The 26210-nt window shown below is 67.2% G+C and carries 28 protein-coding genes; 24 read left to right on the forward strand and 4 right to left on the reverse strand.

What is annotated here, in order from left to right; all coding sequences use genetic code 11:
• Window positions 1-67 precede the first annotated feature (67 nt).
• From flhA to FOC67_RS07845, 14 genes are all read left to right on the forward strand, one after another.
• Window positions 68-2191: a flagellar biosynthesis protein FlhA gene (gene flhA, locus FOC67_RS07780; RefSeq protein ID WP_003087100.1), complete on the forward strand. Its 2124-nt coding sequence runs from the start codon at window positions 68-70 to the stop codon at window positions 2189-2191.
• 83 nt (window positions 2192-2274) lie between these two features.
• Window positions 2275-3564, forward strand: a complete 1290-nt coding sequence (flhF, locus tag FOC67_RS07785; RefSeq protein ID WP_009314788.1) for a flagellar biosynthesis protein FlhF — start codon at window positions 2275-2277, stop codon at window positions 3562-3564.
• 138 nt (window positions 3565-3702) lie between these two features.
• The gene (fleN, locus tag FOC67_RS07790) at window positions 3703-4545 is read left to right on the forward strand and encodes a flagellar synthesis regulator FleN (protein WP_003083064.1); all 843 of its coding nucleotides are present in this window, start codon (window positions 3703-3705) and stop codon (window positions 4543-4545) included.
• Window positions 4542-5285 carry an RNA polymerase sigma factor FliA gene (fliA, locus tag FOC67_RS07795; RefSeq protein WP_003083070.1) on the forward strand — a complete coding sequence of 248 codons (744 nt, stop codon included), beginning with the start codon at window positions 4542-4544 and terminating at the stop codon, window positions 5283-5285. Before fleN ends, fliA begins: the two co-directional genes overlap by 4 nt.
• Window positions 5286-5386: 101 nt before the next feature.
• The gene (locus FOC67_RS07800; protein ID WP_003083073.1) at window positions 5387-5761 is read left to right on the forward strand and encodes a chemotaxis response regulator CheY; all 375 of its coding nucleotides are present in this window, start codon (window positions 5387-5389) and stop codon (window positions 5759-5761) included.
• Between the two features lie 19 nt (window positions 5762-5780).
• Window positions 5781-6569 (forward strand): protein phosphatase CheZ, encoded by a 789-nt coding sequence (locus tag FOC67_RS07805; protein WP_003083075.1) that lies wholly within the window; start codon window positions 5781-5783, stop codon window positions 6567-6569.
• 200 nt (window positions 6570-6769) lie between these two features.
• Entirely contained in the window at window positions 6770-9031 is a 2262-nt protein-coding gene (locus FOC67_RS07810; RefSeq protein ID WP_009314787.1) for a chemotaxis protein CheA, read from the forward strand.
• A 53-nt stretch (window positions 9032-9084) separates the two neighbouring features.
• The gene (locus FOC67_RS07815; RefSeq protein ID WP_003087115.1) at window positions 9085-10191 is read left to right on the forward strand and encodes a chemotaxis response regulator protein-glutamate methylesterase; all 1107 of its coding nucleotides are present in this window, start codon (window positions 9085-9087) and stop codon (window positions 10189-10191) included.
• Between the two features lie 88 nt (window positions 10192-10279).
• Window positions 10280-11020, forward strand: a complete 741-nt coding sequence (locus FOC67_RS07820) for a flagellar motor protein (protein ID WP_003083089.1) — start codon at window positions 10280-10282, stop codon at window positions 11018-11020.
• A 12-nt stretch (window positions 11021-11032) separates the two neighbouring features.
• Window positions 11033-11923, forward strand: coding sequence for a flagellar motor protein MotD (gene motD, locus FOC67_RS07825; RefSeq protein ID WP_003083090.1), 891 nt, complete (start codon window positions 11033-11035; stop codon window positions 11921-11923).
• A 94-nt stretch (window positions 11924-12017) separates the two neighbouring features.
• Window positions 12018-12806 (forward strand): ParA family protein, encoded by a 789-nt coding sequence (locus FOC67_RS07830; RefSeq protein ID WP_009314786.1) that lies wholly within the window; start codon window positions 12018-12020, stop codon window positions 12804-12806.
• A gap of 91 nt (window positions 12807-12897) precedes the next feature.
• Window positions 12898-13788 carry a CheW domain-containing protein gene (locus tag FOC67_RS07835; RefSeq protein WP_003087116.1) on the forward strand — a complete coding sequence of 297 codons (891 nt, stop codon included), beginning with the start codon at window positions 12898-12900 and terminating at the stop codon, window positions 13786-13788.
• 45 nt (window positions 13789-13833) lie between these two features.
• Window positions 13834-14313 (forward strand): chemotaxis protein CheW, encoded by a 480-nt coding sequence (locus FOC67_RS07840; protein ID WP_003083098.1) that lies wholly within the window; start codon window positions 13834-13836, stop codon window positions 14311-14313.
• A gap of 30 nt (window positions 14314-14343) precedes the next feature.
• Window positions 14344-14751 (forward strand): DUF2802 domain-containing protein, encoded by a 408-nt coding sequence (locus tag FOC67_RS07845; protein WP_009314785.1) that lies wholly within the window; start codon window positions 14344-14346, stop codon window positions 14749-14751.
• 27 nt (window positions 14752-14778) lie between these two features.
• Here the strand turns inward: FOC67_RS07845 and FOC67_RS07850 are convergent, their stop codons facing one another.
• Window positions 14779-15465 (reverse strand): glutathione S-transferase family protein, encoded by a 687-nt coding sequence (locus tag FOC67_RS07850; protein ID WP_003133197.1) that lies wholly within the window; start codon window positions 15463-15465, stop codon window positions 14779-14781.
• 108 nt (window positions 15466-15573) lie between these two features.
• On the opposite strand from FOC67_RS07850, the gene FOC67_RS07855 reads away from it, so the two are divergent.
• The 4 genes from FOC67_RS07855 (at window position 15574) to FOC67_RS07870 (ending at window position 18705) form a co-directional block, all read left to right on the forward strand.
• Window positions 15574-16545: a YafY family protein gene (locus FOC67_RS07855; protein ID WP_003140266.1), complete on the forward strand. Its 972-nt coding sequence runs from the start codon at window positions 15574-15576 to the stop codon at window positions 16543-16545.
• Window positions 16546-16635: 90 nt separating this feature from the next.
• Window positions 16636-17052 carry a hypothetical protein gene (locus tag FOC67_RS07860; RefSeq protein ID WP_003087127.1) on the forward strand — a complete coding sequence of 139 codons (417 nt, stop codon included), beginning with the start codon at window positions 16636-16638 and terminating at the stop codon, window positions 17050-17052.
• A 59-nt stretch (window positions 17053-17111) separates the two neighbouring features.
• Window positions 17112-17834 (forward strand): polyphenol oxidase family protein, encoded by a 723-nt coding sequence (locus FOC67_RS07865; protein ID WP_009314784.1) that lies wholly within the window; start codon window positions 17112-17114, stop codon window positions 17832-17834.
• A 133-nt stretch (window positions 17835-17967) separates the two neighbouring features.
• Window positions 17968-18705, forward strand: coding sequence for an SDR family oxidoreductase (locus tag FOC67_RS07870; RefSeq protein ID WP_009314783.1), 738 nt, complete (start codon window positions 17968-17970; stop codon window positions 18703-18705).
• A gap of 44 nt (window positions 18706-18749) precedes the next feature.
• Here FOC67_RS07870 and FOC67_RS07875 read toward each other — a convergent pair whose 3' ends face one another.
• The 3 genes from FOC67_RS07875 to FOC67_RS07885 form a co-directional block, all read right to left on the reverse strand.
• Window positions 18750-19136, reverse strand: coding sequence for a hypothetical protein (locus FOC67_RS07875; protein WP_009314782.1), 387 nt, complete (start codon window positions 19134-19136; stop codon window positions 18750-18752).
• A gap of 92 nt (window positions 19137-19228) precedes the next feature.
• A complete protein-coding gene (locus tag FOC67_RS07880; protein ID WP_009314781.1) occupies window positions 19229-19564 on the reverse strand; it encodes an EscU/YscU/HrcU family type III secretion system export apparatus switch protein in 336 nt (111 codons plus the stop codon).
• Window positions 19561-21039 carry a flagellar hook-length control protein FliK gene (locus FOC67_RS07885; protein ID WP_079278277.1) on the reverse strand — a complete coding sequence of 493 codons (1479 nt, stop codon included), beginning with the start codon at window positions 21037-21039 and terminating at the stop codon, window positions 19561-19563. Before FOC67_RS07885 ends, FOC67_RS07880 begins: the two co-directional genes overlap by 4 nt.
• 285 nt (window positions 21040-21324) lie before the next feature.
• Here FOC67_RS07885 and ccmA point away from each other — a divergent pair, with 285 nt between their 5' ends.
• The 6 genes from ccmA to FOC67_RS07915 all read left to right on the forward strand — a co-directional run bounded on the left by ccmA (window position 21325) and on the right by FOC67_RS07915 (window position 26207).
• A complete protein-coding gene (gene ccmA / locus FOC67_RS07890; protein ID WP_003140265.1) occupies window positions 21325-22026 on the forward strand; it encodes a cytochrome c biogenesis heme-transporting ATPase CcmA in 702 nt (233 codons plus the stop codon).
• Window positions 22023-22694, forward strand: a complete 672-nt coding sequence (gene ccmB, locus FOC67_RS07895) for a heme exporter protein CcmB (protein ID WP_003083130.1) — start codon at window positions 22023-22025, stop codon at window positions 22692-22694. Before ccmA ends, ccmB begins: the two co-directional genes overlap by 4 nt.
• Before the next feature lie 122 nt (window positions 22695-22816).
• Window positions 22817-23575 carry a heme ABC transporter permease gene (locus FOC67_RS07900; RefSeq protein WP_003083135.1) on the forward strand — a complete coding sequence of 253 codons (759 nt, stop codon included), beginning with the start codon at window positions 22817-22819 and terminating at the stop codon, window positions 23573-23575.
• On the forward strand, window positions 23572-23748 hold the full coding sequence (gene ccmD / locus FOC67_RS07905) for a heme exporter protein CcmD (RefSeq protein ID WP_003083136.1): 177 nt from the start codon (window positions 23572-23574) through the stop codon (window positions 23746-23748). The genes FOC67_RS07900 and ccmD overlap by 4 nt, the downstream gene beginning before the upstream one ends.
• Window positions 23745-24233 (forward strand): cytochrome c maturation protein CcmE, encoded by a 489-nt coding sequence (ccmE, locus tag FOC67_RS07910; protein ID WP_009314779.1) that lies wholly within the window; start codon window positions 23745-23747, stop codon window positions 24231-24233. Before ccmD ends, ccmE begins: the two co-directional genes overlap by 4 nt.
• Window positions 24234-26207, forward strand: coding sequence for a heme lyase CcmF/NrfE family subunit (locus tag FOC67_RS07915; protein ID WP_003107324.1), 1974 nt, complete (start codon window positions 24234-24236; stop codon window positions 26205-26207). It abuts the gene before it with no gap.
• The last annotated feature ends 3 nt before the right edge of the window (window positions 26208-26210 follow it).

Raw genomic sequence — 26210 nt, forward strand, 5'->3', positions numbered from 1 at the left:
ATTCCGGCGTCAAAAGTTTGTTCGGCGCTCACCTACGGGCGCCATACGCAGGGCAGGGGAGTCGAGAGTGGATCGCACGCAACTGATCAGCAATGTGCGCAGCAACCTGGCGGGGCTGGGGCGCGGCAGCCTCGGCGTGCCGATCCTGCTGCTGGCCATGCTGGCGATGATGACCCTGCCGATCCCGCCATTCCTGCTGGACGTGCTGTTCACCTTCAACATCGCCCTGTCCATCGTCGTCCTGCTGGTCTGCGTGTACGCCCTGCGGCCGCTGGACTTCGCCGTGTTCCCGACCATCCTGCTGGTGGCGACCCTGTTGCGCCTGGCGCTGAACGTTGCCTCGACCCGCGTGGTGCTGCTCCACGGCCACGACGGCCATGGCGCCGCGGGCAAGGTGATCCAGGCCTTCGGCGAAGTGGTGATCGGCGGCAACTACGTGGTCGGGGTGGTGGTGTTCGCGATCCTCATGATCATCAACTTCGTGGTGGTGACCAAGGGCGCCGGGCGGATTTCCGAAGTCAGCGCGCGCTTCACCCTGGATGCCATGCCCGGCAAGCAGATGGCCATCGACGCCGACCTCAACGCCGGCCTGATCGAGCAGGAGGAAGCCAAGAAGCGCCGCAGCGAGGTGGCCCAGGAGGCCGACTTCTACGGTTCGATGGACGGTGCCAGCAAGTTCGTCCGCGGCGACGCCATCGCCGGCCTGCTGATTCTCTTCATCAACCTGATCGGCGGCGTCGCCATCGGCATGATCCAGCATTCGATGTCCTTCGGCGACGCCGGCAAGGTCTACGCCCTGCTGACCATCGGTGACGGCCTGGTGGCACAACTGCCGTCGCTGCTGCTGTCGACCGCGGCGGCGATCATGGTGACGCGGGTCTCCAGTTCCGAGGACATGGGCCAGCAGGTCAACCGGCAGATGTTCGCCTCGCCCAAGGCGCTGGCGATTTCCGCGGCGATCCTGATCGCCATGGGCGCCGTGCCGGGCATGCCGCACGTTTCCTTCATCGGCCTCGGCGCCCTGGCCGGTGCTGCCGCCTACTGGATCTGGCACCGGCAGAACAAGGCCAAGCAGGTCGCCGAGCAGGAGGTGCAGCGCCAGCAGGAGCTGCTGCCGGCGCAGCGCGCCCAGGAGGTCAAGGAACTGGGCTGGGACGACGTCACCCCGGTGGACATGGTCGGCCTGGAAGTCGGCTACCGGCTGATCCCGCTGGTCGACCGCAACCAGGGCGGGCAACTGCTGGCGCGGATCAAGGGCGTACGCAAGAAGCTGTCCCAGGAGCTGGGCTTCCTGATGCCCTCGGTGCACATCCGCGACAACCTCGACCTGCTGCCCAACGCCTACCGCCTGACCCTGATGGGGGTCAGCGTGGCCGAAGCGGAGATCTATCCCGATCGCGAGCTGGCGATCAACCCCGGCCAGGTATTCGGCAGCCTCAACGGCATCGCCGGCAAGGACCCGGCCTTCGGCCTGGAGGCGGTATGGATCGAGCCCGGCCAGCGCGACCAGGCGCAGTCGCTGGGCTACACCGTGGTGGATGCGAGCACCGTGGTCGCCACTCACCTGAACCAGGTGCTGCACAAGCACGCCCACGAGCTGCTGGGCCATGAAGAAGTGCAGCAGCTCCTGCAATTGCTCGCGCGCAGCTCGCCGAAGCTGGCGGAAGAGCTGGTGCCGGGGCTGATTTCCCTGTCCACCCTGCTCAAGGTCCTGCAGGCGCTGCTCCAGGAGCAGGTGCCGGTGCGCGACATCCGTACCATCGCCGAGGCCATCGCCAACGTCGCTCCACGGAGTCAAGATCCCGGCGCGATGGTCGCCGCGGTTCGCGTCGCGTTGTCCCGCGCAATCGTGCAAAGCATTGTCGGGCTTGAGCCGGAGCTGCCTGTGATCACGCTCGAGCCGAGGTTGGAACAGATTTTGCTGAACAGCATGCAGAAGGCCGGACAAGGCTCCGAGGACGGCATGTTGCTGGAGCCGGGGATGGCCGAGAAGCTGCAACGCTCGCTGATCGAGAGCGCGCAACGCCAGGAGATGCTCGGTAAGCCGGCGATCCTGCTGGTTGCCGGACCGATCCGCTCGATGATGTCGCGCTTCGCGCGGATGGCGGTGCCCAGCATGCATGTGCTGGCCTACCAGGAAATCCCGGACAACAAGCAAGTCACCATCGTCGCGACGGTGGGGCAGAACTGAACGAGGGCTGCGCCGGCTCCAGGGCCGGCACACCGGGCAACCTGAGGTTGCCGGCAAGACTACTGAACTGAGGGGTTCGGGCAATGCAAGTCAAACGCTTCTTCGCCGCCGATATGCGTCAGGCCATGAAACTGGTCCGCGACGAACTGGGTCCGGACGCCGCGATTCTCGGCAACCGCCGGGTCGCCGGCGGCATCGAGCTGACCGCGGCGCTGGATTACCAGGCCCCGCCGGCGCCGAGCAAGCCCAACCCGGCGCTGGAAGTGGAGCTGCGCAAGACCCAGGCGCGGATCGCCGAGGCGCGCGCCGAATTGACGGCGCGTCCGGCGGAAAACCAGCGCAAGGACCGTCAATTGTTCGCCGAGGAGAAGCCGGCGCGTCCGTCCCTGGCCGAGTCCATGACGGCGGCGCAGGCCAAGCCCCAGGCGGGCGGCCAGACCCTCGAGGCAATGCGTTTCGAACTGAACGGCCTGCGCGAGCTGATCGAGGTACAACTGGGTTCCATCGCCTGGGGCCAGTTGCAGCACCAGCGTCCGCAGCAGGCCAATCTCTGGCGGCGCCTGCAGCGCATGGGCTTGCCGGCGGAGCTGAGCAAGCCGTTGCTGGAGCGGGTCGCCGCGGTGGGCGATACGCGCCAGGCCTGGCGCATGCTGTTGGCGCACCTGTCGCGTGCCGTGCAGACCCCCGAGCAGGACCCGCTCGACGCGGGCGGCGTACTGGCCCTGGTCGGCCCGGCAGGCGCCGGCAAGACCACCACCCTGGCGAAGATGGCCGCGCGCTACGTCCTCAAGTACGGCGCCCAGAGCCTGGCGCTGGTGAGCATGGACAGCTACCGGATCGGCGCCCAGGAGCAGATCAAGACCCTCGGTCGGATCCTCAACGTACCGGTGACCCTGGTCGATCCCGGCCAGTCGCTGATCCAGGCCCTGGCGCCGCTGGCGCGCAAGCGCATGGTGCTGATCGATACCGCCGGCCTGCCGGCCAGCGACCCGGCGTTGCGCATGCAGCTCGAGGCACTGGCGTCGCCGAGCCTGAACGTGAAGAATTACCTGGTGATGGCCACCACCAGCCAGAGCCAGGTGCTCAAGTCGGCCTACCAGACCTATCGGCACTGCGGGCTGGCGGGTTGCATCCTGACTAAGCTGGACGAGGCGGGCAGCCTCGGTGAATCGATGGCGCTGGCTATCGCCCAGCGTCTCCCGGTAGCCTATCTGGCGGATGGGCCGCGGATTCCGGACGACCTGCAGGTGGCGCGCAGTCACCAACTGGTCAGCCGGGCGGTGAGCCTGCAGGCACCGGAAGAGCCCAGCGAGGACGCCATGGCCGAGCTGTTCGCCGGGCTCTACCAGCAACCGGCGCGGCGTGCCGGCTGAGGACGTGGGAAGAACCGCGCGTGGCGCGGGTGACGGAAGCGAAGGTGGCTTCCGCCGGGCCGGGAACGATGGCGCATCGTTCCCGCCAATACCGGAGAGCGCTGGAAGGGGCGTTCCGGGAAGACGACAACACAAGGTATGAAGCAGATGGGTAGCATGCATCCCGTACAGGTGATCGCAGTAACTGGCGGCAAGGGCGGCGTCGGCAAGACCAATGTGTCGGTGAACCTGGCACTGGCTCTGGCCGATCTTGGCCGTCGCGTCATGCTGCTGGATGCCGACCTCGGCCTGGCCAACGTCGACGTCCTGCTGGGACTCACGCCCAAGCGCACCCTGGCCGACGTGATCGAGGGACGCTGCGAACTGCGCGATGTCCTCCTCCTCGGTCCCGGTGGCGTGCGCATCGTTCCCGCGGCCTCCGGCACGCAGAGCATGGTGCACCTCTCGCCCATGCAGCATGCGGGGCTGATCCAGGCGTTCAGCGATATCAGCGACAACCTCGATGTCCTGGTCGTCGACACCGCCGCCGGAATCGGCGATTCGGTGGTCAGTTTCGTCCGCGCCGCGCAGGAGGTGCTGTTGGTCGTCTGCGACGAACCGACCTCGATCACCGATGCCTACGCCCTGATCAAGCTGCTCAACCGCGACCACGGCATGACCCGCTTCCGGGTCCTGGCCAACATGGCCCACAGCCCGCAGGAAGGACGCAACCTGTTCGCCAAACTGACCAAGGTCACTGACCGTTTCCTCGACGTCGCACTACAGTATGTAGGTGTCATCCCTTACGACGAGTCGGTACGCAAGGCCGTGCAGAAACAGCGAGCCGTATACGAGGCATTCCCCCGCTCGAAGGCGTCCCTGGCCTTCAAGGCGGTCGCGCAGAAGGTCGACAGCTGGCCGCTGCCGGCCAACCCGCGCGGGCACCTGGAGTTCTTCGTCGAACGACTGGTCCAACACCCCGCGACAGGTTCGGCCGTATGACAGCGGCCTCTGGAGTGCGTATGTATAGCAAGGCGCAAGCGCAGAACTCCCAGGAGCAACTGATCCAGCGTTACGCACCACTGGTCAAGCGCATCGCCTATCACCTGCTCGGCCGCCTGCCGGCCAGCGTGCAGGTGGAGGACCTGATGCAGGCCGGCATGATCGGCCTGCTCGAGGCCGCGAAGAAATACGACGCCGGCAAGGGCGCCAGCTTCGAGACCTATGCCGGCATCCGCATCCGCGGGGCCATGCTCGACGAGGTCCGCAAGGGCGACTGGGCGCCGCGTTCGGTGCACCGCAACACGCGCATGGTGACCGACGCGATCCGCGCGATCGAGGCGAGAACCGGACGCGACGCTAAAGATCACGAAGTTGCTGCCGAACTCCAATTGAGCCTCGAAGATTACTACGGCATCCTCAGCGACACGCAGGGCAGCCGCCTGTACAGCTTCGACGACCTGTTGCAGGACGGCGAACATGGATTGCCGGAAGACACCAGCCTCAGTCACAACGAACCGATCCACGGCCTGCTCGACGAACGTTTCCAGGCGGCCCTGGCGGATGCCATCGCCAAGTTGCCGGAGCGCGAGCGCCTGGTGCTGGCGTTGTATTACGACGAGGAACTCAACCTCAAGGAGATCGGCGAGGTACTGGGCGTCAGCGAATCGCGGGTCAGCCAGTTGCACAGCCAGTGCGCCGCGCGTTTGCGTGCGCGCCTGGCCGATTGGCGGTCGGCCTGAACCGGCCTCGACCGCAGCTTGTAACCGTTAACGCAAAAGAATGTGTGGCGCGTCCCCTGGGGCGCGCTCTGGTCTGTACGGAGGTTTACTTGGACAAGAACATGAAAATTCTCATCGTGGACGACTTTTCCACGATGAGACGCATCATCAAGAACCTCTTGCGGGACTTGGGCTTCACCAATACCGCCGAGGCCGACGACGGCACCACGGCGCTGCCGATGCTGCACAGCGGCAATTTCGACTTTCTCGTCACCGACTGGAACATGCCGGGCATGACCGGCATCGATCTGCTGCGCGCGGTTCGCGCCGACGAGCGCCTCAAGCACCTGCCGGTGCTGATGGTCACCGCCGAGGCCAAGCGCGACCAGATCATCGAAGCGGCCCAGGCCGGGGTCAACGGCTATGTGGTCAAACCCTTCACCGCTCAGGTCCTGAAGGAAAAGATCGAGAAGATTTTCGAGCGGGTCAACGGCTGAAGCCGGCCAAGAGGGTGTCATGGTGCTTGGTAACGATTCCACGGGCGACGAATTCGAATCGACCCTGAAAAAACACGCGCGCGAACTGGTGGACTGTCTCGAACGGGGGCACTTCCAGCAGGCGGTGCAATTGATCCAGGAGCTCAGCCAGGCCAGGGACCGTGGCCTCTACCAGGAAGTGGGCAAGCTGACCCGCGAACTGCACAACGCCATCGTCGATTTCCAGATCGACCCGCATTCCCCCCACGCGCAGGAAATGTCGCAGATCGCCGATGCCACCGATCGTCTTTCCTACGTGGTGGAAATGACCGAGAAGGCCGCCAACCGGACCATGGACCTGGTGGAGCAGAGCGCCCCGCTGGTCAACCAACTGGGCGACGATTCGCGGGAGCTGCACCAGGAGTGGCAACGCTTCATGCGCCGGGAAATCGACGCCGACGGCTTCCGCGAGCTGGCCAAGCGCATCGAACAGTTCCTCGTGCGCAGCGGCGAGAACGCCGGCCAGTTGTCCTCGCAGCTCAATGACATCCTGCTGGCGCAGGATTACCAGGACCTGACCGGCCAGGTGATCAAGCGTGTCACCAAGCTGGTCACCGAGGTCGAGAGCAACCTCGTGAAGCTGGTCTGGATGGCCGGCCAGGTGGACCGTTACGCCGGAATCGAGCACGACCACGTGAGCATGCGCCACCAGGCCGCGCTGGAGCGTTCGGCCAAGGGCGAGGGGCCGCAGGTCGCCGCGGAAAAACGAGAGGATGTGGTGTCCGGGCAGGATGACGTGGACGATCTGCTGTCCAGCCTGGGTTTCTGACCCGCCCGGCTCAAGACTGCGGCATCGCTGCCGTTAAGTAAGCATTGAACGCTGGCATCCGCGGGCTGCCGGCACAGCCTTCGTCATGCCGGTGATCCCGGCGGGCGGGCTGAAGTCGGTCCGGAAAGCCGGACCGGTATTTCCGGCAGGACAGCGGTCCTGCCGATCCTTTCGAGTAACACGTCTCTGGGAGCAGCCGAATGAGCTTCGACGCCGATGAAGAAATCCTCCAGGACTTCCTGGTTGAGGCCGGCGAGATTCTCGAGCAATTGTCCGAGCAACTGGTCGAGCTGGAGAGCCGGCCGGACGACATGGACCTGCTCAATGCCATTTTCCGTGGGTTCCATACGGTCAAGGGCGGTGCCGGCTTCCTCCAGCTGAACGCGCTGGTGGAATGCTGCCACATTGCGGAAAACGTCTTCGATATCCTGCGCAAGGGCGAGCGGCGCGTCAGCTCCGAACTGATGGATGTGGTGCTGCAGGCGCTGGATACGGTCAACGCGATGTTCGACCAGGTGCGCGAGCAGTCCGAACCGACCCCGGCGACGCCCGAACTGCTGGCGGCCCTTGCCCGCCTGGCCGAGCCCGAGGGCGCCGCGCCCGCGGAACCTGTGCAAGCGCCGCCAGCGGCCGTTCCGCCAGCCGAGCCTGCGGCGCCGCCGGAAGCGCCCGCGCAGAGTGGCTCCAGCGATATCACCGACGACGAGTTCGAGCAGTTGCTGGATGCTCTCCAGGGCGACGAAGCGCCGGCCTCCGCCGTTGCAGAAGCGTCCGCGGCTCCCGCTGGCGACGAGATCAGCGACGCCGAGTTCGAGGCGTTGCTCGACCAGTTGCACGGCAAGGGCAAGTTCGTCCCGCCGGCGGTCTCGGCCGAGCCTGCGCAAGTCCCCGCCGAGGCGGTCGAGCCGGCCGCGGCTGCCGCTGGTGACGATATCAGCGACGACGAGTTCGAGGCGCTGCTCGACGAACTGCACGGCAAGGGCAAGTTCGGCGATGTCCCGGAAGCCGCCGGCACACCCGCCGCACCGGCTGCCGCGGCTCCAGCGGCTGCGCCGGCGGAGCAGGGCAAGGCGCCGGCCGCCGCGGGCGGCGATGAGATCAGCGACGACGAGTTCGAGTCGCTGCTCGACGAACTGCACGGCAAGGGCAAGTTCAACGGCGCCTCCGAAGCCGTGGCGGCCGCTGCGGCGGTAGCCAAGAACATCGCGGCGAAGAGTCCCGCGGCGAAACCGGTCGCTCCGGCCAAGGCCGCCGCCGCGCGTCCGGCGGCGCCCGACAGGCCGGCGGCGAGCGAGGCGGAGACCACCGTGCGGGTGGATACGGCGCGTCTCGACGAGATCATGAACATGGTCGGCGAGCTGGTGCTGGTGCGTAACCGCCTGGTGCGCCTGGGCCTGAACAGCGGCGACGAGGCCATGGCCAAGGCCGTGGCCAACCTCGACGTGGTCACCGGCGACCTGCAGATGTCGGTGATGAAGACCCGCATGCAGCCGATCAAGAAGGTCTTCGGCCGCTTCCCGCGTCTGGTCCGCGACCTGGCGCGGAACATGAAGAAAGAGATCAACCTGGAGCTGGTGGGCGAAGAGACCGACCTCGACAAGAACCTGGTCGAGGCCCTCGCCGATCCGCTGGTGCACCTGGTGCGCAACGCCGTCGACCACGGCATCGAGAGTCCGGAGGAGCGCGAGGCCGCCGGCAAGCCGCGGGTCGGCCAGGTGGTGCTGTCGGCGGAGCAGGAGGGCGACCACATCCTCCTGATGATCACCGACGACGGCAAGGGCATGGACGCCGAGGTGCTGCGCAACAAGGCGGTGGAGAAAGGCCTGCTGGAGCGCGACGCGGCGGACCGCCTGACCGACCTGGAGTGCTACAACCTGATCTTCGCCCCGGGTTTCTCGACCAAGACCGAGATTTCCGACGTGTCCGGCCGCGGCGTCGGCATGGACGTGGTGAAGACCAAGATTTCCCAGCTCAACGGCACGGTCAACGTGTTCTCGCAGAAGGGGTCCGGCTCGAAGATCGTCATCAAGGTGCCGCTGACCCTGGCGATCATGCCTACCCTTATGGTGATGCTGGGTAGCCAGGCGTTCGCCTTCCCGCTGGTCAACGTCAACGAAATCTTCCATCTTGACCTGTCGCGCACCAATGTCGTGGATGGCCAGGAAGTGGTGATCGTCCGCGACAAGGCCTTGCCGCTGTTCTACCTCAAGCGCTGGCTGGTGCCGAGCGCGGCCCACGAGGAGCAGGGCGAGGGGCACGTGGTGATCCTGTCGGTCGGCACCCAGCGCATCGGTTTCGTCGTCGACCAGTTGGTGGGACAAGAAGAAGTGGTGATCAAGCCACTCGGCAAGATGTTGCAGGGCACCCCCGGCATGGCGGGCGCCACCATCACCGGGGACGGGCGCATCGCCCTGATCCTCGATGTGCCGAGCATGCTCAAGCGTTACGCACGGCGCATCTGACGCCGCGTATGGGTTTCCGGCGGCGCAGGAGCGTCGCCCTCTGAGGAGTAGCTATGGCAGTCAAAGTCCTGGTGGTGGACGATTCGGGGTTCTTCCGCCGCCGTGTCTCGGAGATTCTCTCCGCCGATGGACAGATCCAGGTGGTCGGCACCGCCACCAATGGCCGCGAGGCCATCGAGCAGGCGCTGGCCCTGAGACCCGATGTGATCACCATGGATTACGAGATGCCGCTGATGGACGGCATTACCGCGGTACGCAACATCATGCAGCGTTGCCCGACCCCGGTCCTGATGTTCTCCTCGCTGACCCACGAGGGCGCGCGGGTGACCCTGGATGCGCTGGACGCCGGAGCGGTCGACTACCTGCCGAAGAATTTCGAGGACATCTCGCGCAACCCGGACAAGGTCCGCCAGTTGCTTTGCGAGAAGGTCCTGACCATCGCCCGTAGCAATCGTCGCTCGATCAGCCTGCCGCCGCTGCCTTCGGCCACCTCGTCCAGCCATGCGCCGGCGTCGTCCTCCAGCCTCGGCGCGAGCGCGCGTGCCAGTGCCGGCGCGTCGCCGGCCCCGGCGTCGACCTCGGCGGCGCCGAAGCGCAAGGCCTACCGGCTGGTCGCGATCGGTACCTCCACCGGTGGACCGGTTGCCTTGCAGCGGGTGCTGACCCAGTTGCCGGCCAACTTCCCGGCGCCGCTGGTGCTGATCCAGCACATGCCGGCGGCCTTCACCAAGGCTTTCGCCGAGCGCCTCGACAAGCTGTGCCGGATCAGCGTCAAGGAAGCAGAGGACGGCGACATCCTGCGTCCCGGCCTGGCGCTGCTGGCGCCGGGCGGCAAGCAGATGATGGTCGACGGCCGCGGCACGGTGCGCATCCTCCCCGGCGACGAACGCCTGAACTACAAGCCCTGCGTCGACGTGACCTTCGGCTCGGCGGCCAAGGCCTACAACGACAAGGTCCTGGCGGTGGTCCTCACCGGCATGGGCGCCGACGGACGCGAGGGCGCGCGCCTGCTCAAGCAGGGCGGCAGCCAGGTGTGGGCGCAGGACGAGGCCAGTTGCGTGATCTACGGGATGCCGATGGCCGTGGTCAAGGCCAACCTGGCGGACGCGGTGTACGGGCTCGACGACATCGGCCGGCACCTGGTCGAGGCGTGCCAGTAAGCGTGCGTGCAGGAATGAGGAGACTGCCTTCGATGGCCACCCACGTGACGACCTGCGCGCGCCTTCGCCGAGCCGAGGGGACGCACTGATGGATGTGCTCAGCCTGGTCGGGATCATCCTGGCGTTCGTCGCCATCGTCGGCGGCAACTTCCTCGAGGGCGGCCACGCCGGAGCCCTGCTCAACGGTCCGGCGGCGCTGATCGTGATCGGCGGCACCCTGGCCGCGGCGCTGTTGCAGACCCCGGTGAACGTGCTCAAGCGCGGCCTGGGCATGCTCGGCTGGGTGTTCTTCCCGCCGCGCGAGGATCTTTCCGGGGGAATCGACCGGATCGTCTCCTGGAGCATGACCGCGCGCAAGGAAGGCCTGCTCGGCCTGGAGAGCATCGCCGACGCGGAGCCCGATCCCTATGCGCGCAAGGGCCTGCAACTGCTGGTGGACGGCGCCGAGCCGGAAGTCATCCGCAGCATCCTCGAGGTCGACCTGTTCACCCAGGAAAGTCGCGACCTGCAGGCCGCCAAGGTGTTCGAGAGCATGGGCGGCTATGCGCCGACCATCGGCATCATCGGCGCGGTAATGGGCCTGATCCATGTGATGGGCAACCTGGCCAACCCGGCGCAGCTCGGCAGCGGCATCGCCGTGGCGTTCGTCGCCACCATCTATGGCGTCGGCTTTGCCAACCTGCTCCTGCTGCCGATCGGCAACAAGCTGAAAACCCTGGTACTGCGCCAGTCGCGCTACCGCGAGATGCTCCTGGAGGGCCTGCTGTCCATCGCCGAGGGCGAGAACCCGCGTTCCATCGAGTTGAAGCTGCAAGGCTTCATGGACTGACCGGAGCCGAGCATGCAGCGTCGCCGTCGCCACCAGGAGGAACACGAGAACCACGAACGCTGGCTGGTTTCCTATGCCGATTTCATCACCCTGTTGTTCGCCTTCTTCGTGGTGATGTATTCGATTTCCTCGATCAACGAGGGCAAGTACAAGATCCTCTCGGAGACCCTCACCGGCGTGTTCAACCAGCCCGACCGCTCGTTGAAGCCGATTCCCATCGGCGACGAGCGGCCGCGCACCACCGAGCCGGAGCGCACCAGCGTCGAGGAGCAGCCCAGCGACAACGCGGCCAGCGCCGACTCGCTGGAGCGGATCGCCGACAGCGTGCGCGATGCCTTCGGCGACTTGATCGCCTCCGACCAGTTGAGCGTGCGCGGCAACGAGCTGTGGATCGAGATCACTCTCAATTCCAGCCTGCTGTTTCCCAGCGGCGATGCGCTGCCCAACGATGCCGCCTTCGATATCGTCGAGAAGGTCGCCAAGATCCTGGCGCCCTACAAGAACCCGATCCATGTCGAGGGCTTCACCGACGACGTGCCGATCCATAGCCCGCGCTATCCCACCAACTGGGAACTGTCGGCGGCGCGGGCGGCGAGCATCGTCCGCCTGCTCGGCAACGATGGGGTCGAGCCGTCGCGGATGGCTGCGGTGGGCTATGGTGAATTTCAGCCGGTGGCGGACAATGCCAGCGCCGAGGGGCGGGCGAAGAATCGCCGGGTGGTGCTGGTGATCTCGCGCAACCTGGAGGTACGGCGCAGTGTCAGCGGGGTCGGCAGCGGCAAGGCGCAGCCGGATTCGGCACTCCGCCACGCAGGCTCGGCAGCTGGCACGCAAGCTGCAGATACTGGCGGTACGCCGGCGCCCGCGCCGGCAACCGTCAATTCCCCGTCGCCTTCGCCATGAGCGTGCGAACCATGGTTTGCATACGGGCGCTGGGGCCGAACTGGCCAGTAGTGCGGCCCCAACCGGTTGGACCCATGCCAGGAAGAGTAGAGCAATGAAAGTCTGGGCAGTCGCCAATCAGAAAGGAGGGGTCGGCAAGACCACCTCGTCCATCGCCCTGGCCGGCCTGCTGGCGGATGCCGGCAAGCGCGTGGTCGTGGTCGACCTGGACCCCCACGGCTCGATGACCAGCTATTTCGGCTATGACCCGGACACCCTCGAGCACAGCGCCTTCGACCTGTTCCTGCACCAGGGCAACGTCCCCGAGGGGCTGCCGGCCTCGCTGCTGCGCAGCACCAGCAACGAACGCATCTCCCTGCTGCCGTCGAGTACCGCGCTGGCCACCCTGGAGCGCCAGTCGCCTGGCAAGAGCGGTCTCGGCCTGGTGGTCTCGAAAAGCCTGGCGCAGCTCTGGCAGGATTTCGACCATGCGATCATCGACAGCCCGCCGCTGCTCGGCGTGCTGATGGTCAATGCCCTGGCCGCCAGCCAGCACCTGGTGATTCCGGTGCAGACCGAGTTCCTCGCGGTGAAAGGGCTGGAGCGGATGGTCAACACCCTGGCGATGATCAACCGGTCGCGCAAACAGGCGTTGCCCTATACCATCGTACCTACGCTGTTCGATCGGCGGACCCAGGCTTCGCTGAGCACGCTGCGGATTCTCAACGAGAACTACCCGGACAACCTGTGGCAGGCGTTCATTCCCGTCGATACCCGCCTGCGCGATGCCAGCCGGGCCGGGGTCACGCCGTCGCAACACGACGGCAAGAGTCGCGGGGTGATCGCCTACCGCGCCTTGCTCAAGCATCTGCTGGCGCAGCAGCCGGCCACCCGGGTGGCCTGATGGCGCGCCGGTCGCCGCGCCGACAGGCGCATTCAAGCCGCACCGGAGTGCGGCCGATAACCGTTGTAGACCCCTGTCGCGGAATACCCACATGAGCGCCGCCACCGCCACCCGTTCGCAACTGGCCTTGCAGTCCTACCTGGATGCGTTGCTCCAGGAGGCCACTTTCGAGGACCTGGAACCTCCCGTCGAGACGCCGCCAGCGCCTGCGCCCGCGCCGTTGAAGCCTGTCGCGCTGGCGGTCGCCGAAGTGGCGACACCGGCCCCGGCGCTGGAAACGCTGCCGGTCGACCACGGGTTCGACGAGTTCGAGGCCGCGGTGCTCGAGGAGCAGGTCCGCGATGCGCGCCTGGTTCCGCCGGCGCCGGCGGCCCTGCTCGACGAACCGACGACGTTGCGCGAGCTGCCGGTCGAGCCACGGCCCCACGAAGTCATCGAACTGCGCGTGCCGAGCGCCCCGGCGAGCGCCAGCGAGCCGGCGCTGCTCGACCTGCCGCTGCTCGACGACGGTCGTCCGGCCTGGGCGGCGGAGCCCTTCGAGTGCCTGCTGTTCGACGTCGCCGGGCTGACCCTGGCGGTGCCGCTGGTGTGCCTCGGCTCGATCTATCCGCTGGAGAACCAGGAACTGACCCCGTTGTTCGGCCAGCCCGACTGGTTCCTCGGCATCCTGCCGTCGCAGGCGGGCAACCTGAAGGTGCTGGACACCGCACGCTGGGTGATGCCCGAACGCTACCGCGACGACTATCGCGACGGCCTCAAGTACGTGATCTCGGTCCAGGGCTACGAGTGGGGGCTGGCGGTGCACCAGGTGAGCCGCTCGATCCGCCTCGACCCGGCCGAGGTGAAATGGCGCAGCCAGCGTAGCCAGCGGCCCTGGCTGGCCGGCACGGTCATCGAACACATGTGTGCGCTGCTGGATGTGGCGGCGCTCGCCGAACTGATCGCCAGCGGCGCCGTCAAGCGCCTGCACGGCGACCATTGATAGACAGCTTCCGCCGCTTGCGGCGGTTTTCGAGAGGTTAGGGGAATGAGCAAAGCCACCGCGCAAAGCGCCGAAGATCCGATCCTGCAGTGGGTCACCTTCCGCCTGGACAACGAGAGCTATGGCATCAACGTGATGCAGGTCCAGGAGGTGCTGCGCTACACCGAGATCGCCCCGGTGCCGGGCGCGCCGAGCTACGTGCTGGGCATCATCAACCTGCGCGGCAACGTGGTCACGGTGATCGACACCCGGCAGCGCTTCGGCCTGGACCCTGCGCCGGTCAGCGACAACACGCGGATCGTCATCATCGAGGCGGACAAGCAGGTGGTCGGCATCCTGGTCGACAGCGTCGCCGAGGTGGTCTACCTGAAGCAGTCGGAAATCGAGACCGCGCCGAACGTCGGTAACGAAGAATCGGCCAAGTTCATCCAGGGCGTCTGCAACAAGAACGGCGAGCTGCTGATCCTGGTCGAGCTGGACAAGATGATGACCGAGGAAGAATGGTCGGAGCTGGGCAGCATCTGATGCGTTCGACCGAAACGAGGGCCTGCTGAGATGGAGGTCGTCGCGCTGGCACTGGCGCTCGCCGCCTGCCTCGGCCTGGCGGCGGCGTGCCTGTGGCTGCGCCGTGAATTGCGCCGCCTGCAAGCTACGCTGGCGCAGCAGGCGGAGGAGGGCGCGGCGCGCGAGCGCCGGCTCAAGGAGCTGAGCAAGCGCATCGAGTCCTACCAGCAGGTCAACGTGCGCATGGGCGAGGCCTTGCAGGACCTGGGCAAGCAACTCGCGCCGCTTCCCGACCGGGTCGCGCGCCTGGAGCAGCGCGATCCGACCACGCTGTCGTTCAGCCAGGCCGCACGCCTGGTCGGGCTAGGCGCCAGCGCCGAAGACCTGACCCAGGCCTGCGGGCTGTCGCAGGCCGAGGCCGAGCTGGTGGCGCGCCTGCACGAAGCCAAGGGCAAGTGACGGCCACCGACCCGGCGCTGGCGCTTTTCAGGCGAGCAGGCGGCTCGCCACTTCTGCCAGTGTCACCTCTCCCCTGAACTCCCCGCAGCTCTGCGCCGGCAGGCGATCCTCGATGGCATGGGCGAAGCGCACCGCCGGGTCCTGCTCCAGCTTCTCCAGGTGTCGATGTAGGCGCGGAAAGTCGTGTTGCAGGTCGAAGTAGCCCAGCTCCCGTCCCCAACGAGCGGTACCCGCGAGGTAGGCGTCGGCCACGCTCGGCCCTTCGCCGGCCAGCCACTTGCGGTCGCCGAGCAGCTTGTCGATCCGGCCATAGGCTCGCGCCGCGCGCGCCAGCGCCCTTGCCGTCGTGGTTGCGTCGGCGTCCTCCAGATAGAACAGGGCCCCCCAGGCCGAATGGCATTCGGTATGCAGGAGAGCGAGGGCGAAGTTCAGTTCGTCGAACTCGGCGCTGCCCTGCGGATAGCCGAGCTTCCTGCACAGGTCGCGCGCCGCCAGGTGCTGGAGAATGGCCAGACTTTCGCTGAGCGCGCGGCCGTCCTCCAGGAGCAGGGTAGGCGTCTGGCGAGCCGGGTTCAGGCGTACGTAGGTGCGCTCGCCGGTCTCCAGCGGCATCTCGATCCGACACAGGCGATAGGGGCGGCCGAGCCACTCGAGGGCCACGATCGAGCCGAAGGAACAGCCGTGGGGTACGCCATAAAACAGTACAGGTTCCATTTTCCATCTCCGTTCAGGTAACGCGTGTTGCGCATCGCAACCGGGCTGAACGCAGGGTAGGGGGGATATAGGCTATATTCGGTCCTGATTTTTCCGGTGGATCGAAAAATGTCCAAGCCCACGGTGCGCGTGCTCGCCCTGCTCGAACTGCTGCAGAGCCACGGCCAGCTCAGCGGTAGCGAGCTGGCCAGGCGCCTGGAGGTGGATGGACGGACGCTGCGTCGCTATATCGTCGCCCTCGAGGAGCTGGGCATTCCCATCTCGGCGGAGCGCGGACGCCATGGCGGCTACCGCCTGGTGGCCGGTTTCAAGCTCCCGCCGCTGATGTTCAGCGCGGAGGAAACCCTGGCCGTGTCCCTCGGCCTGCTGGCGGTGCGCAGTCTCGGCCTGGGCGAAAGCGAGCTGGCCCTGGAAAGCGCGCAGGCCAAGCTGAGCAGGGTGATGCCCGATGCGCTGCGGCGGCGCCTCGTGGCGCTCCGCGAGACCGCCAGCCTGGACCTGGCCCGCGCCCGGGCGGGAACCAGTGTGGCGGCGCTGGCGACCCTCGCCGAAGCCGCCCAGGTCCGTGCGCGGGTCGAGTTCCGCTATCGCGACCCGCAGGGCGCCGAAACCCTCCGCCAACTCGATCCCTACGGCCTGGTCTATCGCAACGGCTGCTGGTACGTCAGCGGTTTCTGCCACCTGCGCCAGGCGTTGCGCTCGTTCCGTCTCGATCGCCTGGACGCGCCGCGCATGCTGGCGGAGCGCTTCGAGCGACCGGCGGATTTCGATACCCTCCGCCACCTGCGGGAGAGCTTCGCCCGGATGCCGCGCGCCTACCCGGTGGAAATCCTGATGCGGGCGGCGAGGGAGCAGGTGGTCGCGGTGCTCGGCGAGCCCCTCGGTCTGCTCGCCGAGGTCGATGGCGGTACGCTGTTGCGCGCCAGCACCGACGACCTGGACTGGTTCGCCCGGCGCCTGTGCGGCCTGCCGTTCGACTTCGAGGTCAGGCAGCCGCTGGAGTTGCGCGAGCCGTTGAGGCGCCAGGCCGAGCGTGTCCTGCGTAACCTGGGCCAGGAGGAAGCTTCGGATCACAGGTAGGCATTTAGAGGAAAAGTCCTATTAATCGCGCGGCTGCCGCTTTCTAGAATCGGTCCTGGTCAACCAGCACGTTTCCAGGAGGCCACAAGGATGCCTGCAATACCCCTGCGCGCCATGGTGCTGTGCGCCAACCCCGGCCGTCTGCTCAGGTACGGAGCGCTGTTCAACCGCTGCGGCTACTTCCACCTGAGCCTGTGCCTGGACCGACGGGAGCTGCGGCGCTCCCTGGACCAGGGTTACCCGTACGACTATTTCCTCTACGACGGATTCCGCCTGGACCAGGGCTGCAAGGGCACGCTGGCGATGCTGGGGCGCAGCGGCAGCATCCGGCGCTTCCTGCTGGTGGGCGAACTCGATTGCCGCGAGAAGCGCCTGTTGTTCGAGTGGAGCAGAGGCCATGGCCTGAGCATCGGCGCGGTGTCCGACCGGCCTTTGGGCCAGGTCGCCCTGGCCGCGTTGATCAAGCGTGATCGCGGCTGCCCCGACCTCCTGCGCGGCATCGCCTGAGGCGGCTCCCGGGAAGATGAGGTAAGGTCGTTTTCCAACCTTCCATGGCGAGACAGCGCATGACCGTCCAGGCCGACATCCTCAAGGCGATCGAAGGCATCGAGCATGGCTTCCAGCAAGCCGGCCAGGCACTCTCCGAGCAGATATTCCATTGCCGGCAGGTGCATGGCGCCGAGATCGTCGACGCGCGCTCGCTGTCGGAATCGGGACGGCATGCCGCCGACGGCGTCTTCAGCGAAGGGCCGTTGGCGGTCGCGGTGGTCACCGCGGACTGCCTGCCGATTCTCATGAGCAGCCGCGACGGTCGGGTGGTGGCCGCCCTGCATGGCGGCTGGCAGGGGCTCGTCGCCGGTATCGTCGGCGCGGCGGTGGCGCGCTTCAATGCGCGCGGCGTCGCCAGCGCGGACATCCGGGTCGCCATCGGTCCCGGGATCAAAGCCTGCTGCTACGAGGTGAGTGCCGGGTTCATCGAGGCGTTGCAGGTCGGCCACGGCCGCCTCTGGGAAGGCACGGCGCCTCCCTGGAGCCAGCGTCGTCCGCTCCCCGAGCGGCCGCCCCGGTTCGCTCCGCCCGAGCCAAGGCAGGCGGAGCAGGGCGCCTGGCTGGACCTGGTGGCCTTCTGTCGCCAGTTGTTCCAGGCCGCCGGCGTCGGGCCGGCGCAGATCGAAGCCAGCGCCGTCTGCACCTACTGTTCCGGCGATGCGTTCGCCAGTCATCGCCGACGCCAGCGCCTGGGCGAGGAGAAGCGCCAGCAGTACGCCTGGATCGCGCGCAAGCCGTGACCGCGTATCGGTATTGTCCGGAAATCCTGGATAGTCATGACGGTTGTCTGCTGTTTATCCGCCAATAGCCGGCTTCTAGACTTTTCTTGTCGATGCGTGGCTGTCGCCACGCTCATTCCAGGAGAGTCCCAGCATGCCTGACATCACCCAAGCCGCCATCGTCACCGGCGCCTCCCGCGGCATCGGTCGCGCCATTGCCCGGCGGCTGGCCGCCGACGGTTTCGCGGTCGCGGTCAACTATGCCGGCAACCAGGCCATGGCCGACGAGGTCGTGGCCGAAATCGTCGCCGCCGGCGGCGCGGCTATCGCCGTGCAGGGCGACGTGGCCAGCGCGGAGGACATGGACAAGCTGTTCGAAGCCACCAGGGGCGCCTTCGGCCGCATCGACGTGGTGGTCAACAGCGCCGGCACGATGCCTTACCTGAAGATCGCCGATGGCGACCTGGAGAGCTTCGACCGGGTGATCCGCACCAACCTGCGCGGCGCCTTCATCGTGCTCGGCCTGGCTGCCCGGCATGTCGAGCGCGGCGGACGGATCATCGCCCTGTCCACCAGCGTGATCGCCCGGGCGCTGCCCAGCTACGGTCCGTACATCGCGTCCAAGTCCGGGGTCGAGGGGCTGGTGCACGTGCTGGCCAACGAGTTGCGCGGCCAGGACATCAGGGTCAACGCGGTGGCGCCCGGCCCGGTGGCCACCGAGCTGTTCTTCAACGGCAAGAGCGCCGAGCAGATCGACCAGATCGCCAGGCTGGCGCCGCTGGAGCGTCTCGGCGAGCCGGACGAGATCGCCGCGGCGGTGTCCTTCCTCGCCGGGCCGGATGGGGCCTGGGTCAATACCCAAGTGCTGCGGGTCAACGGCGGTTTCGCCTGAGCCGCTGTACCGGGACGACGCGTCGAAGGTTTCGGCTGCGCTATCTATCGGTTCCTTTCGCCGCTGTCGGCTCGTTGCGAGTCGGCGTCGCGTCTACGCCAATAGTCGTCCTCATCGGTCTGGCGTTCGCTCAGCCGTTTCCCGCTGCGTGCGTCGAACTCCAGGATCCAGAAGGTGGCAGGCTCCTTCTGGTCGTCGCGAAGGTAGCTTCGGTAGGTGAAGCGGTCCCTATCCTGAAGCAGGACCACGCGGTCGATGGTTCCTTCGTGATGGCGTACCTTGGCTTGCCGATTGATGCGGAACTCCGGAGTCAGCCGGTGCCGATCGATGATTGCATCCTTTTCCTCGTCGCCGAGGATGGCCGGGGCGGCCTGGACATGGCTGGCGATAAGCAGCAGGGCGGCGAGGAGGAGGGGGCTTGGCGAGGGCATGGGCGGCCTGGGAAGTGGCAGGTGGACTGTGCTGGGACTGCTCTCGCGGATTCCGGTTCCGGCGCTTCGGTTTCGACGCCTGGCGGGTCCGCTCAGTCGCCGGGACCGCCGAGCAGCAGCATCTCGTTGCCATCCGCGGCGTCCGGCGCGAATCCCTCGGGACACTTGCCTTTCAGGTGCCAGGCGAAGGCGATGATCTCGGCGATGGTGCGATACAGCGCTTCCGGAATGGCGTCGCCGAGTTCCAGGCGGGCGAGCAGGCGGACCAGCTCGGCGTTCTCGTAGATCGGTACCTCGTAGTCGCGGGCGATGGCCAGGATCGCCTCGGCCAGTTCGGCGTCGCCCTTGGCGGAAAGGGTCGGCGCGGCCTGGCCGTCGTAGCTCAGGGCGATGGCCTGGCGCGGGGCGGGTGACTGCTTTCTGTTCATGCGGTTTCGTCTACCCAGCGTTGTTCGATGGTCGCTCGCGGACCCTGGGGCGGGCGGCCGCGCTGGCAGGTGATCTCGCCAACGGTCAGGCCGGCGTCGCGCAGGCGTTGGCGCAGGTGGCCGAGTTCATGCTCGACCAGCCGCGCGGTCGCGTCGCGCTCGGCCCAAAGCTGGCTGGACAGGCTGCCGCGCAGCAGGGTCGCCTGGGCGTGCAGCGGTCCCAGCGGCTCCAGGTCGAAGGCCAGTTCGACGCGCCAGAGGCTTTCGCGGGCCTCTTCGCCGGTCTTGCGCTGTTCTTCCTGGAACTTCACCTGCAACGGCACCACCGAGTGCTGATGGCGCATGGGCACCTCCATCTGCCAGGTCGCCAGTTGGGTGCCATCCGGCAGGATGCTGGTCTGCGCCAGGCTCGATAGCTGATGGGTCTGCAGGCGGGAGATCGCCGCGGCGGCAAGGCGCAGCAGCGACTCCAGTTCCATGTCCTCGTCGAACAGCTGGAGAACCTTGCTCGGCAGGGGAAAGTTCAGTGCCTGGGTCTTGTTGGCGCTCTGTCCCAGGTTGCCCAGGGCGTTGCGGACAAAGGCCGGCAGCGCCTGGGCCAGGTTCGCCGTGTTGCCGGCGAACATGCCCGGCGCCTGGGCGCCGGTCGGCGGCAGCGGCGACAGCTGGGCGAACAGGCGCAACAGGTTGGCCTTCAGGTCCTGGCCGAGATGATCGGTGGCGCCCTGCATCAGGCGCGCCTCGAGGAACAGGCCGCTCTGCTGCAGGGCCTGGCCGAGCAGCTTGGAATCGCCCATCTTCTGCGCCTCCGGCAGGCCGGCGAAGAGGCGCTCCACGGCCTGGCGCAGGCTGTCCGGCAGGTCGTTGCGGCCGTTCAGCCCCTGCAGGGCGGCGAACAGGCCTTCCAGGGAAGCCTGGCGGGCGCTCTGCCCGGCCAGTTGCTGGCCCAGCGCAAGCTGGTCGAGGCGTCCGCTGAGCGGCAGGAAGTCGATCTGCTGGCTGTTTTTCACCAGCGCCGTGAGCAGGCTGCCGACCGGCAGCGCCTGGGGCGAGTCGAGGCTCAGCTTGCTGCCGGCGAGCGGCGTGTTGAGCAGGTTCAGCAGGACCCGGTAGACCACCTGCTGGGCCTTGTCCGCCGGCAGCGCGGTGCTGGACAGGACCTTGCCCTGGAGCAGGGTGCCGGGCGGCAGTTGCTCCAGGTCGAGGCTGCTCAGCGGGCCAGCGCCGGCCATGCTGTCGAGCAGGGTGGCAACCACGCTGGTGTTGCTGGTGGCGCTGACGTTGAGCAGGTTGCCCGGCACCAGCGGCCGGTTGCTCTGCACTTCCACCAGGCTCTGCCCGCTGTTCGCCAGGGTCAGCTTGAGCAGGACCTGGAAATTGTTCGCCAGGCCTTCCTTGACCGCCAGCACCTCGGCCTTGCCCGACTCGCCTTCGCCCAGCAGGCCGGCCAGGGTCTGCACCAGCTTCAGGGTCATCTCGGCGTCGGCCTGGGCGTTGCCCTGCGATTGCGCCGGCGGCAGCGGGCGCGGGGCGGAAACCGGGGGTAGTGATGGGGAAGCGCCTATCTCGGCTGGCATGGGTAACAACCTGTCTTAAACGACCCTGCGGAGGCTGGGGAAGGGCGTGTATAATGCCGCGCCTGTCAAACAGGCTGGCCGCGTCGTCACCAGTATAGCGGCCGTGTTTATCCCGACTTTAGGGTCTGTTCCGTGAAGGCCTCCGGCGCCGCGACGAGGAGAGACGCTTGGCGATGTTGTTCGATGTCCGATCCTGCTGAAGTCCCCACAGCCAGCCCCTTGCTGGAAACCGTCGGGCTCGCCTGCGAGCGCGACTGGCGCATGCTGTTCGAGCGCCTCGACCTGCGCCTGGCCGCCGGCGAGATGTTGCAGGTGGTGGGTCCCAACGGCAGCGGCAAGACCAGCCTGCTGCGCCTGCTGTCCGGACTGATGCAGCCGACCGCCGGGGAAGTCCGCCTGAACGGCCGGCCGCTCGCCGAACAGCGCGGCGAACTGGCCCGCAGCCTGCTGTGGATCGGCCACGCCGCGGGAATCAAGGGCCTGCTCAGCGCCGAGGAGAACCTCACCTGGCTCTGCGCGCTGCACCAGCCGGCCAGCCGCGAGGCGATCTGGCAGGCCCTGGCCGACGTCGGCCTGCGTGGCTTCGAGGACGTTCCCTGCCACACCCTTTCCGCCGGCCAGCAACGCCGCGTGGCGCTGGCCCGCCTGTACCTGGACGCACCGCCCTTGTGGATCCTCGATGAACCCTTCACCGCCCTCGACAAGCAGGGGGTGGCGCAACTGGAAGCGCACCTGGCCGGGCATTGCCAGCGCGGCGGGATGGTAGTGCTGACCACCCACCACAGCCTGCAGCAGGTGCCCGCCGGCTACCGCGAGCTGGACCTCGGTGCGCTCAAGGCGGCCAGCGGCGCGACGGTCGAGCCGGCGCTGGGCGATCCGGCATGAGCAACGTCTTCAGCCTGCTTCTGGCGCGCGAGGCGCGCCTGCTGTTCCGCCGACCGGCGGAGCTGGCCAACCCGCTGGTGTTCTTCGCCATCGTCATCGCCCTGTTCCCCCTGGCGGTCGGGCCGGAAAGCCAATTGCTACAAACCTTGTCGCCCGGCCTGGTCTGGGTGGCGGCGCTATTGGCCGTGCTGCTCTCGCTGGAAGGGCTGTTCCGCAGCGATTTCGAGGACGGTTCTCTGGAGCAGTGGGTCCTTTCGCCGCACCCCCTGGCTCTTCTGGTGCTGGCCAAGGTGCTGGCACACTGGCTGTTTTCCGGGCTGGCCCTGGTCCTGATGTCGCCGCTGTTCGCGCTGATGCTGGGCCTGCCGGCCCGTTGCATACCGGTGCTGCTGCTTTCCCTGTTGCTCGGTACGCCGGTGCTGAGCCTGCTCGGCGCCGTCGGCGCGGCCTTGACCGTGGGCCTCAAGCGCGGCGGCCTGTTGCTGGCGCTGCTGATCCTGCCGCTGTACATCCCGGTGCTGATTCTCGGTAGCGGGGCGCTGCAGGCTTCGTTGCAGGGACTGCCCAGCAGCGGACATTTATTGTGGCTGGCGAGCCTGACGGCGCTAGCATTGACACTCACGCCATTCGCCATCGCTGCCGGCCTGAAGATCAGCGTAGGCGAGTGAGTCCGCCCGCCGAAGGCATCGGCGGGCGTGCGGTACCGGGCGGCTGCGCCACCCACGCTTGACCCGGGCTGGCAGCGGAAGGCCTGCCCGGTATTTCCAAAGAGCCCTGTAAACAGAGCCTGATGATGAATTGGACATGGTTTCACAAGCTTGGGTCGCCCAAGTGGTTCTACGAGATCAGCGGCCGCTGGCTGCCCTGGTTCGCCGTGGCGGCGGCGCTGCTGATCGTCACCGGCTGCGTCTGGGGGCTGGCCTTCGCGCCGCCGGACTACCAGCAGGGCAATAGCTTCCGCATCATCTATATCCATGTGCCGGCGGCCTTCCTCGCCCAGTCCTGCTACGTCATGCTGGCCGTGGCCGGTGCCGTCGGGCTGATCTGGAAGATGAAGATCGCCGACGTGGCGGTGCAGTGCGCCGCCCCCATCGGTGCCTGGATGACCTTCGTCGCGCTGCTTACCGGGGCCGTCTGGGGCAAGCCGACCTGGGGCGCCTGGTGGGTCTGGGACGCGCGCCTGACGGCGATGCTGATCCTGCTTTTCCTCTATTTCGGCATCATCGCCCTCGGTCAGGCGATCAGTAACCGCGACAGCGCGGCCAAGGCCTGTGCCGTACTGGCCATCGTCGGCGTGGTGAACATCCCGATCATCAAGTACTCGGTGGAGTGGTGGAACACCCTGCACCAGCCGGCCACCTTCACCATCACCGAGAAACCGGCGATGCCGGTGGAGATGTGGTTGCCGTTGCTGATCATGGTCCTCGGTTTCTATTGCTTCTTCGCGGCCATGCTGCTGGTGCGCATGCGCCTGGAAGTGCTCAAGCGCGAGTCCCGCACCGCCTGGGCGAAGGCCGAGGTGAAGGCCCTGGTGGAGAAGGCACGATGAGCTTCGAATCGTTCGGCGACTTCCTCGCCATGGGCCATCACGGCCCCTACGTCTGGTCGGCCTACGGCATCAGCCTGCTGGTGCTGGCGATCAATGTCGCCGAGCCGCTGCTGGCCCGGCGCCGCTACCTGCAAGAAGAGGCGCGTCGTCTGCGCCGGGAGGCCCAGCAGTGAATCCGGTCCGCAAGAAACGTCTGATCATCGTCCTCGCCATCGTGGTGGGCGTCGGCGCCGCGGTGGGCCTGGCGCTATCGGCCCTGCAACAGAACATCAACCTGTTCTACACCCCGACCCAGATCGCCAACGGCGAAGCGCCGACCGACACCCGCATACGCGCCGGCGGCCTGGTGGAAAAGGGTTCTCTGCAACGCAGCGAGGATTCGCTGAACGTGCGTTTCGTGGTCACCGACGGCGCCAAGGAAGTGACCATCGCCTACCATGGCATCCTTCCCGACCTGTTCCGCGAGGGGCAGGGCATCGTCGCCCTCGGCAAGCTGGGCGGCGACGGCGTGCTGGTGGCCGATGAAGTGCTGGCCAAGCACGACGAGAACTACATGCCGCCGGAAGTCACCAAGGCGCTCAAGGACAGCGGCCAACTGAAGCACTACGAGAACGGCAAGGCCGCCGGCGAGACCTCGTACAACCAGGAGGGCGAGTAGATGATCCCCGAACTCGGCCACCTGGCCCTGATCCTCGCCCTCTGCCTGGCCCTGGTGCAATCGAGCCTGCCGCTGGTCGGCGCCTGGCGCGGCGACCGCCAGTGGATGAGCCTGGCGCGCCCGGCGGCCTGGGGGCAGTTCGCCTTCCTCGCCTTCGCCTTCGGCTGCCTGACCTGGGCCTTCCTGCGCGACGACTTCTCGGTGGCCTACGTGGCCGGCAACTCCAACAGCGCGCTGCCCTGGTACTACAAGTTCAGCGCCGTCTGGGGCGCCCACGAAGGTTCGCTGCTGCTCTGGGCGTTGATCCTCGGCGGCTGGACCTTCGCCGTGTCGATCTTCTCCCGGCAACTGCCGGAGGTCATGCTGGCCCGCGTGCTGGCGGTGATGGGCATGATCAGCACCGGCTTCCTGCTGTTCTTGATCATCACCTCCAACCCGTTCAGCCGCCTGCTGCCGCAGACCCCGATGGACGGCAACGACCTCAACCCGCTGCTGCAGGACGTCGGCCTGATCGTCCACCCGCCGATGCTCTACATGGGTTACGTCGGATTCTCGGTGGCCTTCGCCTTCGCCATCGCCGCACTGCTCGGCGGCCGCCTGGACGCCGCCTGGGCGCGCTGGTCGCGGCCCTGGACCCTGGTGGCCTGGGCCTTCCTCGGTATCGGCATCGTGCTCGGCTCCTGGTGGGCCTACTACGAGCTGGGCTGGGGTGGCTGGTGGTTCTGGGACCCGGTGGAAAACGCCTCCTTCATGCCCTGGCTGGTCGGCACTGCACTGATCCACTCGCTGGCGGTGACCGAGAAGCGCGGCGTGTTCAAGAGCTGGACCGTGCTGCTGGCGATCGCCGCTTTCTCCCTGAGCCTGCTGGGCACCTTCCTGGTTCGCTCCGGCGTGCTCACCTCGGTGCACGCCTTCGCCTCCGACCCGGAGCGCGGGGTGTTCATCCTCGCCTTCCTGCTGCTGGTGGTCGGCGGCTCGCTGACCCTGTTCGCCCTGCGCGCGCCGGTGGTCAAGAGCCAGGTCGGCTTCGCCCTGTGGTCGCGCGAGACCCTGCTGCTGCTGAACAACCTGGTGCTGGTGGTGGCGGCCTCGATGATCCTCCTCGGGACCCTCTACCCGCTGCTGCTCGATGCCCTCAGCGGCGCCAAGCTGTCGGTCGGCCCGCCGTACTTCAACGCCATGTTCCTGCCGCTGATGGCGGCGCTGATGGCGGCCCTGGCGGTCGGCGTGCTGGTGCGCTGGAAGGACACCCCGAGCCGCTGGCTGCTCGGCATGCTGACCCCGGTGCTGGTGGCCAGCGCGGTCCTGGCGGCGGCCGGTTCGATGTACTTCGGCGATTTCAACTGGGCGGTGCTGGCGGTGTTCCTGCTGTCCGCCTGGGTGGTCCTGGCCGGTTTCCGCGACTTCCTCGACAAGACCCGGCACAAGGGCGTGCTGGCCGGCGCCCGCAGCCTGACCCGCAGCTACTGGGGCATGCAACTGGCGCACCTGGGCATCGCCGTGTGCGCCATCGGCATCGTCCTCAGCAGCCAGTACAGCGCCCAGCGTGACCTGCGCATGTCGCCCGGCGACACCGTCGAACTGGGCGGCTACCACTTCCTCTTCGACGGCGCGAAGCATCACGAAGGGCCGAACTACACCTCGGACAAGGGCAGCATCCACGTCAGCCGCGACGGCAAGGAGATCGCCACCCTGCATCCGGAGAAGCGCCTGTACACCGTGCAGAGTTCGATGATGACCGAGGCCGGGATCGATGCCGGCTTTACTCGCGACCTCTACGTGGCGCTCGGCGAGCCGCTGGAGAACGGTGCCTGGGCGGTGCGCGTGCACGTCAAGCCGTTCGTCCGCTGGATCTGGTTCGGTGGCCTGCTGATGGGCCTCGGCGGCGCCCTGGCGGCGCTCGACCGGCGCTACCGGGTGAAGGTGAAAACACGTGTGCGCGAGGCCCTGGGCCTCGCCGGTCAGGGAGCCTGAGTC

The organism is Pseudomonas sp. FDAARGOS_761, assembly GCF_013343155.1.
GTDB classification, from domain to species: Bacteria; Pseudomonadota; Gammaproteobacteria; order Pseudomonadales; family Pseudomonadaceae; genus Pseudomonas; species Pseudomonas aeruginosa.